The following is a 5,791-nucleotide window of genomic DNA, read 5'->3' as shown; positions in this document are numbered from 1 at the left end:
CAAGGGAGGGGTCGGCCGAAGGCCGGGGGTGGGTCACTCAGGAGCGGCCCGAAGGCCGGGGTAGGTCACGCAGGGGTAGGCCGGTGAGTGGTTCTTCGCGCTTAAGCCGCGATCGCCGTCACATCCCCATTCATTTGCTCGATCAGCCACGGCGGCAGCGGAGCTTCCTTGCCCTGCTCCAAAACGACCGTGGTGCCGGTCGGGCCGGTCATGAGAAAGAGATGATCCACGGTGCTCAGCATCAGCCAGAAGCCGTGGCCGAGAGTGCCGGCGGTGGTGTAGCCGCGCTCTAGGGTCGCGCGCGGCAGATGGTCCAGGGTGATGCCGGAGCCGAAATCGCGCACCCAGACCTGAATGCGGTCGTCCTTGCTCAGCCGCACCTCGCCATGGCCGCCGCCGCCGTGGACGACAGCGTTCATGGACGCTTCCGAAACGGCCGTGACAAGATCGTCGATCCGCTCGATCGGGAGGCTCGCCTCAACCGCCGCGTTTCGCGCGAGATCGCGCAGCGCCTTCAGTCCGCTGGACTGGGAAAGCTCCACGCTCCCACTCACGATGCGCCGTGACGCCGGCAGCCCTTCCTCCGTGTGACACAGCTTGAGCCGGCCGTTGCTCACGCACGTCAGGACTTCCTGAAGGGCCTGGTTTGTTCGCGCCAGCTCATCCGTTCTCTCCTCCACCCGCTGCTCCAGCTTCTCACCAGCCACCCGCAGCAGCTCCGCCCGCTCGGACGATTTCTGGGTGAGAAACACCGTCCAGCCAAGCAGCGCGGCCATCGACAGACCGCCCGCCAGAGCCCAGTACGGCAGCATCGACTGCGTCTGGACATACTGGACAAGCACGGGATGCGCCTCGGAGTATTGGTGGATGATCGCGAGGTTCCCGCTTTGGTCCACTACCAGCGCCTGCCAGAGGCTCACCGACGCCGCCATGCCGAAGATCGTAGCGCACAGCGGCAGCCATCGCGGCCGACTTACGCCCCGGCGCTGCTCGGCAAGCCAGGCGCCTGCAAGAGACCCCAGCCCCAGGACCAAAAATCCGGCGGAGGTGTGGACCGCCATACGCGTCAGCTGTCCCCAGCGGTACGCTCCCGTGACGCCGATGAAATAGCCCGTCAGCGCGACGGCGCCCAAAGACAGCACGACCGCGCCCGCAATCCCGAGAAACGCCGGGCGGCGCGCGCCCTCACGCAGGTTGTAGAAAATCTGCGCCAGTCCCAGAGTCGTGAAGCACGCCGCAGTCGCGACCGCCATCCGCCCGTAGTGCAGGATGCCGGAACGCACATAAGAGCGCATCAGCAGCTCGTCGATCCCCAGGCTGACATTGAACAAGTACTCCGACAGGGTCAGTCCGCCGATCAGCGCTAGGACGGCGCCGCTCGCGAGCGCGATCCGCCTTCGTCCCAGCGCGAAGGCGCCGAGCGCGGCGCCGCTGAGAGTGAAACACAGAGCCGTGTTGTACGCCATGGCGACAAACGACGGGTGGATCTGAAGAAGCGTCAGGTTATGCGTGTACCAGCCGGTCAGGACGGTCAGGCCCAGCGCCGCCGCCAGAACGCCGCACGCGAGAATGATGGAGCGCAGACAACTTTGACTGCGTAAGGTGAAAATATCCATAATAATTACGACCGAGATCCATTCGGTTCAGCGCCGCGTCAGACAAAATCGGGCAAAAAGGGACATCGCAGATAAGAATTGGCGCTCCTCCCGAGTATTATTCCAGCATTCCTCAGCGATTTCATGAGAAAGAAATGGGAAGCTAAAAAATCTCTTACGTTTATGCAGGTTAAGCAGTCGGGTATTCTCACTCTAACTTATGTCCGTGAGGAGAACACCCATGGCTCCCGACCCCGCCGGCGATCCGCGATCCGCCGGGAACAGCAGAACCACCGGCAGCGTGGCCGATATCGACAGCACGCAGGATTTTGAAGATCTCGACGGTGATATCGACATGACGGACCGGGGCGTCAATCCCGGCGACAGCGGCGGCGCCGCCAATGATGGGGGCTCGCCGCAGGAAGTCATCCCTGACGTGTCAAACAAGGCCGCCAGCGATGCCCCGAGTTCGTTCGGCGACGATCCCAATGACGCTTTCGATTCCGAAGCGCCCACGGGATAAACAAAGATGACACAGAAGACATCCCATCCGCACGCCTCACCCCCGCCGCCGCCCCAGGACCCAGCGGAAACGTCCTGGGATTTCCCCGGCTGGGGCACAGCGGAGACCATCAAGGATCTCGGCACGGAGCAGGTGCGCGTAACGCATCTGGACTCGGGGATCGCACACAAGCTCGGCGTGTGGCGATCCACCGCGATTTGCGGCAACGACATCACCTCCAGCTGCCTCTATGTTACGGCCATTGCGGCGTTCTACGCCGGCCCCTATGCGCCGATCGCGCTGGCGCTCGTCGCGGCCGTGCTTTACCTTTATCGGAACGTGTACGCCGAAGTCGGCACCGCGCTGCCGCTGAACGGCGGCGCCTACAATGCCCTGCTCAACACCACCACCAAGGGACAGGCGTCCCTCGCCGCGTGCCTCACCATTCTCTCGTATATCGCGACGGCGGTGCTGAGCGCAGACGCAGCGATGCACTACGCAAGCAATCTGATCCCAGGATTGCCGATTATTCTGGCGACTGTCGGCCTGCTCGGCCTCTTCGCGCTGCTCAATATCTTTGGCATCAGTGAATCGTCCGTGGTGGCGCTCGGGATCTTTCTCTTCCATATCCTGACATTGACCGTGCTGTGCTTCGCCGTGCTGCCGACAGCCTGGGCCCACCGAGACATCCTCGCGCAGAACTGGAGCCACCCACTGCCGGGCGGCGCGGCGCGGGCGGTCTTCTTTGGATTCTCGGCGGCGATGCTCGGGATCAGCGGCTTCGAAAGCTCCGCGAACTTCATCGAGGAGCAAAAGCCGGGGGTATTCCCGAAGACGCTGCGCAATATGTGGGCGATTGTCGCCGTTTTCAATCCGATTATCAGCGTGCTTGCGCTGTCGCTGCTGCCGCTCGCGGCGATCACGGCAAGCCCCGAAGACCTTCTGGCGCATATGGGTTTGGTGGGCTCGGGCGTTTGGCTGCAAAAATGGGTCAGCATCGACGCCGTGCTGGTGCTCTCCGGCGCCGTGCTCACAAGCTATGTCGGCGTGACGGGCCTGGTGCGGCGCATGAGCCTGGACCGCTGCCTGCCGCAGGTTCTCCTTCAGGAAAACAAATGGCGTCACACCAACCACTGGATCATCCTGGCCTTCTTCGGCCTGTGCGCCTCGATCCTCTCGGTCTCACGCGGCGACCTTCTGATGCTCGGCGGTGTCTACACCATCGCGTTTCTCAGCGTGATGAGCCTTTTCGCGATCGGCAACATCCTGCTCAAGGTCAAGCGAGGCCGGCTGCCGCGCGCGATCCGAGCGTCGTGGCCCTCCGTGCTGCTCGCCCTGGCGGCGACCAGCACAGCGCTGGTCGGCAACATCTTGATCAAGCCCGCCTACGTGCGCGTGTTCCTACTGTACTTTCTCTCAGCAGCCGCGATCGTCGGCCTGATGTTCGCGCGCGTCCAGATCCTGCGTCTGATCCTGGCGGCGTCGGAAACATTTTTGGAGAGTCTGCGCGACGGCAACATTCACTTCAGCCGCTGGATCATGACACAGATCACGGAGATCAACGGACGGGAAGTGATCTTCTTCGCGGAAGACGACACTCTGCCCATGCTTAACCACGCCGCGATCTACGTCCTCGAAAACGAGCAGAACAAACGCCTGCGGATCGTCCATACCTATGTCAGGGAAAGCGATATTCCCCCAGACCTCGCCAAGAACATCTCGCTGATCGACCGTATTTACCCAGACCTTCGCATCGATCTGTTGCTTGTCAAAGGCGAATTCGGTCCCCAACTGATCGAGCACCTCTCCCGCCGCCTGAACGTACCCAAGAACTACATGTTCATCGGCACCCCCAGCGACCGCTTCCCCCACAGCCTCGCCTCCCTCGGCGGCGTGCGGCTGATTATGTAGACACTGTGCAATGACAACTGAATTCACTTGTTACAGATATTTCACTTGAGCGGTATAATGTGGCTATAGGAGAAATTTCATGGCTACAAACACCGACACTTTTTCGCCCACGCAGCACGATGCGATGATGGCGGCCAAGGCGTCACGCCAGCTGTCTGATTATTCAAGCCGGCATATCGACATTCAAATTCAGCTCGAGTCGGAAGGTGATCGAGAGCAGATCGCTCTGCCGCCCATCGTTGTTAAGCTTTTGTCGCATATCCTGGATGAAACCGCAAGCGGCCGCACGATATCGATTTCGCGCGTGGAATCAGATATGACAACGTCGGAAGCGGCCGACTATCTCAATGTCTCACGTCCTTACTTGACATCGCTTCTTCAGCAGGGAAAAATTCCATTTCACCAAGTCGGAAGCCATCGGCGTGTTCGCCGTGAAGACATTGCGAAGTACAAGACGAAGCAACGAGAAGCTTCTTATGCAGCAATGCGGGAATTGCAGGCGCAGGCGGAAGAATTGAAGATATAACGCTAATCGCCGCGACGGAATTGCACGTGGGTTTTGGCGCAGAACCAGGCGATTTCATCTTCGGTAAATGGTGTTTGTATTCCGGCTCGGAAACTTCCGCGCGCTCGTCGCCGCCCGGCTCCGCAACGGAATAAACCATAGCAATCGGCATCAATGTAAATGCCGCAGACGTTATCCGGCAGATCCCAACGGATCGTAACTTTTGGATCTTTCAGCGGGGGATAAGGTCCGAAGCTGATCCCTAGCAGGGCGCCTCCAGCCGATTGATCAAGATTACGGATGTCAGCTCGAATATATGGTGAGTTGGTTGTGGTATAGATTACGAAGCCCCATCGGCCCTTAGAAGATTCGTCATTCAAAATCACGCAACGCTCATCATCAGCCATTACAAACTCATTTCTCACGCATTTTCCTTATGCGAGGAAGTCACGTGGGTCAGGAGCAGCACCCAGAGGCTGAGGGCCATGTTGAAGAGTGGGATTTGCAGGAGCGGCGGCAGGGCGTAGATCAGGATGACGAGGGGGATCCAGGTTCCCCAGCAGGTGACGAGGGCGGGGATGACGCGCTCTTTGTAGAAGGTCCATGTGAAGACGCCGCGCAGGGCGCTGGCGCGGAACCCGCCGTTTTTCCACTGATAGCAGATCGCGGCGGCCGGCGTGGAGTAAATAGGATTGTACAGGAACATGTCCACGATAACTTTTTTAGCGACGACGGCGATTGTGACGACGCTTCCGAACCAGAGCGCCTGGCATCGGTAAAAGACATCAACAGCGAAGCCGTTCCAGCCCCAATACGGGATCGTGAAGAGCAGGTTTTCTAAGTTTTTGCGGCGGACACGTCCCTTTTGGTAGAAGACTACCGTCAAAAATTCGGGGATCAGCGCGCCGGCGACGATGGAGGCGAGGATGCTGAAGCCGAAGTTCAAGTGGGCTTTGACGTCCGCGACGGACGACAGTGCATGGCGCACCGCCGGAATCGTGTAGTAGCCAACGACCACGAACAGCATCGCCAATTGGATCAACAGACTGGGCGCCAGGTTCGCGCGGGCAGCCCGCAGACCGGCGCGAAAGGGATGGAAGCGGTCAATCGCGACCGCAGGGGAAAGGTTTTGGCTCATAAAATTACCAATATGATACCGGACTTCGTCAAGACCGGACGTATCTGGAGGCCCTCACTTGACATTCCTGGCCGTACACCCTATAATTTCGTGGAAACCACCGTATTTCACATCGGTTCGTTCGACACGTCAAGGAGCAC

Annotated in this window: 6 protein-coding genes; 3 read left to right on the top strand and 3 right to left on the bottom strand. The window is 59.8% G+C overall.

Going from position 1 to position 5,791, the window contains the following annotated elements; genetic code table 11:
* Positions 1-101: 101 nt before the first annotated feature.
* A complete protein-coding gene (locus ABIZ35_RS14685; RefSeq protein ID WP_348220668.1) occupies positions 102-1,616 on the bottom strand; it encodes an ATP-binding protein in 1,515 nt (504 codons plus the stop codon).
* A 220-nt stretch (positions 1,617-1,836) separates the two neighbouring features.
* Here ABIZ35_RS14685 and ABIZ35_RS14680 point away from each other — a divergent pair, with 220 nt between their 5' ends.
* The 3 genes from ABIZ35_RS14680 (at position 1,837) to ABIZ35_RS14670 (ending at position 4,534) form a co-directional block, all read left to right on the top strand.
* Positions 1,837-2,118 (top strand): hypothetical protein, encoded by a 282-nt coding sequence (locus ABIZ35_RS14680; protein ID WP_348220667.1) that lies wholly within the window; start codon positions 1,837-1,839, stop codon positions 2,116-2,118.
* 6 nt (positions 2,119-2,124) lie between these two features.
* Positions 2,125-4,008 (top strand): APC family permease, encoded by a 1,884-nt coding sequence (locus ABIZ35_RS14675; RefSeq protein WP_348220666.1) that lies wholly within the window; start codon positions 2,125-2,127, stop codon positions 4,006-4,008.
* Between the two features lie 79 nt (positions 4,009-4,087).
* The gene (locus ABIZ35_RS14670) at positions 4,088-4,534 is read left to right on the top strand and encodes a helix-turn-helix domain-containing protein (RefSeq protein ID WP_348220665.1); all 447 of its coding nucleotides are present in this window, start codon (positions 4,088-4,090) and stop codon (positions 4,532-4,534) included.
* A gap of 2 nt (positions 4,535-4,536) precedes the next feature.
* Here ABIZ35_RS14670 and ABIZ35_RS14665 read toward each other — a convergent pair whose 3' ends face one another.
* Both ABIZ35_RS14665 and ABIZ35_RS14660 read right to left on the bottom strand, forming a co-directional pair.
* Entirely contained in the window at positions 4,537-4,920 is a 384-nt protein-coding gene (locus ABIZ35_RS14665; RefSeq protein ID WP_348220664.1) for a hypothetical protein, read from the bottom strand.
* Positions 4,921-4,934: 14 nt separating this feature from the next.
* Positions 4,935-5,651, bottom strand: a complete 717-nt coding sequence (locus ABIZ35_RS14660; RefSeq protein WP_348220663.1) for a hypothetical protein — start codon at positions 5,649-5,651, stop codon at positions 4,935-4,937.
* Positions 5,652-5,791 lie beyond the last annotated feature (140 nt).

The organism is Capsulimonas sp., from assembly GCF_039929585.1.
Taxonomy (GTDB): Bacteria; Armatimonadota; Armatimonadia; order Armatimonadales; family Capsulimonadaceae; genus Capsulimonas.
The sequence above is the reverse complement of the archived record's forward strand: the minus strand, read 5'-3'. Positions and strand labels throughout refer to the sequence as shown.

What these genes read in the sequence shown, in the direction of transcription:
- ABIZ35_RS14685 (WP_348220668.1), bottom strand. Translation starts at nt 1,616, where the DNA reads ATGGATATTTTCACCTTACGCAGTCAAAGTTGTCTGCGCTCCATCATT.
- ABIZ35_RS14680 (WP_348220667.1), top strand. Translation starts at nt 1,837, where the DNA reads ATGGCTCCCGACCCCGCCGGCGATCCGCGATCCGCCGGGAACAGCAGA.
- ABIZ35_RS14675 (WP_348220666.1), top strand. Translation starts at nt 2,125, where the DNA reads ATGACACAGAAGACATCCCATCCGCACGCCTCACCCCCGCCGCCGCCC.
- ABIZ35_RS14670 (WP_348220665.1), top strand. Translation starts at nt 4,088, where the DNA reads ATGGCTACAAACACCGACACTTTTTCGCCCACGCAGCACGATGCGATG.
- ABIZ35_RS14665 (WP_348220664.1), bottom strand. Translation starts at nt 4,920, where the DNA reads ATGGCTGATGATGAGCGTTGCGTGATTTTGAATGACGAATCTTCTAAG.
- ABIZ35_RS14660 (WP_348220663.1), bottom strand. Translation starts at nt 5,651, where the DNA reads ATGAGCCAAAACCTTTCCCCTGCGGTCGCGATTGACCGCTTCCATCCC.